The 455-nt window shown below is 32.1% G+C and carries 1 protein-coding gene; it reads left to right on the top strand.

Annotation, left to right across the window (positions count from 1 at the left end; all coding sequences use genetic code 11):
* Positions 1-119 precede the first annotated feature (119 nt).
* Positions 120-455, top strand: coding sequence for a hypothetical protein (locus IV512_RS19750; protein WP_065253148.1), 336 nt, complete (start codon positions 120-122; stop codon positions 453-455).

Here is a 455-nt window from a genome sequence, read left to right as displayed (position 1 = left end):
AGATAGACCTTTTTTCTTAAGGGCTATTCTATCTTATTTGCTGCAATTTTTTGGTCTAATTTTCTGGGAGTATTATAATTTCTGCCCCTTTCTTTTTTATTAAAGATATTTTAGAAAACATGGGATTTGACTTTGGTGTAAGTGAGCATCTCCCTACAATAACGCTGGTTTTAAGGGTATTTATATACGCCACATTTTTTGGGATTATTCAGTCATTTTTCTCTAATCACGCTACTCAGAAACCTTATGAGGAATTTGTAATAGGTTATACAAAAGCATTTATCTATAATTTTGAGGCAAAAAAATATTCTCGATGTGCCAATGTACCAGCAAACATGAAAGTAATTACAGTGCCAGAGAATAACGATGAGATTATTCTAGTCTCAAAGGTTGATAAGGACTATTCATTTAGGGCGGTGCAATGTATTCCGAGAATAAATAAAAACAAGATTTAA

The sequence above is a fragment of the Pseudozobellia sp. WGM2 genome (assembly GCF_017810075.1).
Taxonomy (GTDB): domain Bacteria; phylum Bacteroidota; class Bacteroidia; order Flavobacteriales; family Flavobacteriaceae; genus JADNYK01.
The sequence above is the reverse complement of the archived record's forward strand: the minus strand, read 5'-3'. Positions and strand labels throughout refer to the sequence as shown.